Genomic DNA, 432 nt, shown 5'->3' with positions numbered 1-432 from the left:
AGCACGGGAGTAGTTGGTGAAAACTACACCACGGAAGAAAAACAAATTCCAGGGTATACGATCCAAACAGTTCCAGCCAACAAAGCAGGCAAGTACAAAGAAGGGATCATCACGGTCACTTATGTCTATAAAAAGGTGAAAGAAGACGTGGGTAAGACGCAAGGAAGTGTCGTGACCAAGTACGTGGATGAATCCGACAATGAAATTGCAGGACGCAACGCTGCAAGTGGAGAAATCGGTACTGCCTATACGACTGAACAAAAGACTATTTCCGGCTACACACTCAAAACTGTTCCAAGCAATGCGACAGGATTGTACACCGAAGGGGTAACTACGGTTACTTACATTTACGAAAAGACCGGTGATCCAACACCAACAATCCAAGGAGCAGTCGTCACGAAATATGAGGATGAATCCGGTGTCGAGATCGCA

General features: G+C 45.8%; 1 protein-coding gene. It reads left to right on the top strand.

Annotation, left to right across the window (positions count from 1 at the left end):
• Positions 1-432 (top strand): MucBP domain-containing protein (locus tag NRIC_RS19010; RefSeq protein WP_227873859.1); only part of this gene is annotated, 432 nt, incomplete at both ends.

Source organism: Enterococcus florum (assembly GCF_004309355.1).
Taxonomy (GTDB): domain Bacteria; phylum Bacillota; class Bacilli; order Lactobacillales; family Enterococcaceae; genus Enterococcus_A; species Enterococcus_A florum.
Note: the sequence above shows the minus strand (reverse complement) of the source record. Positions and strands in the feature narration are given on the sequence as shown.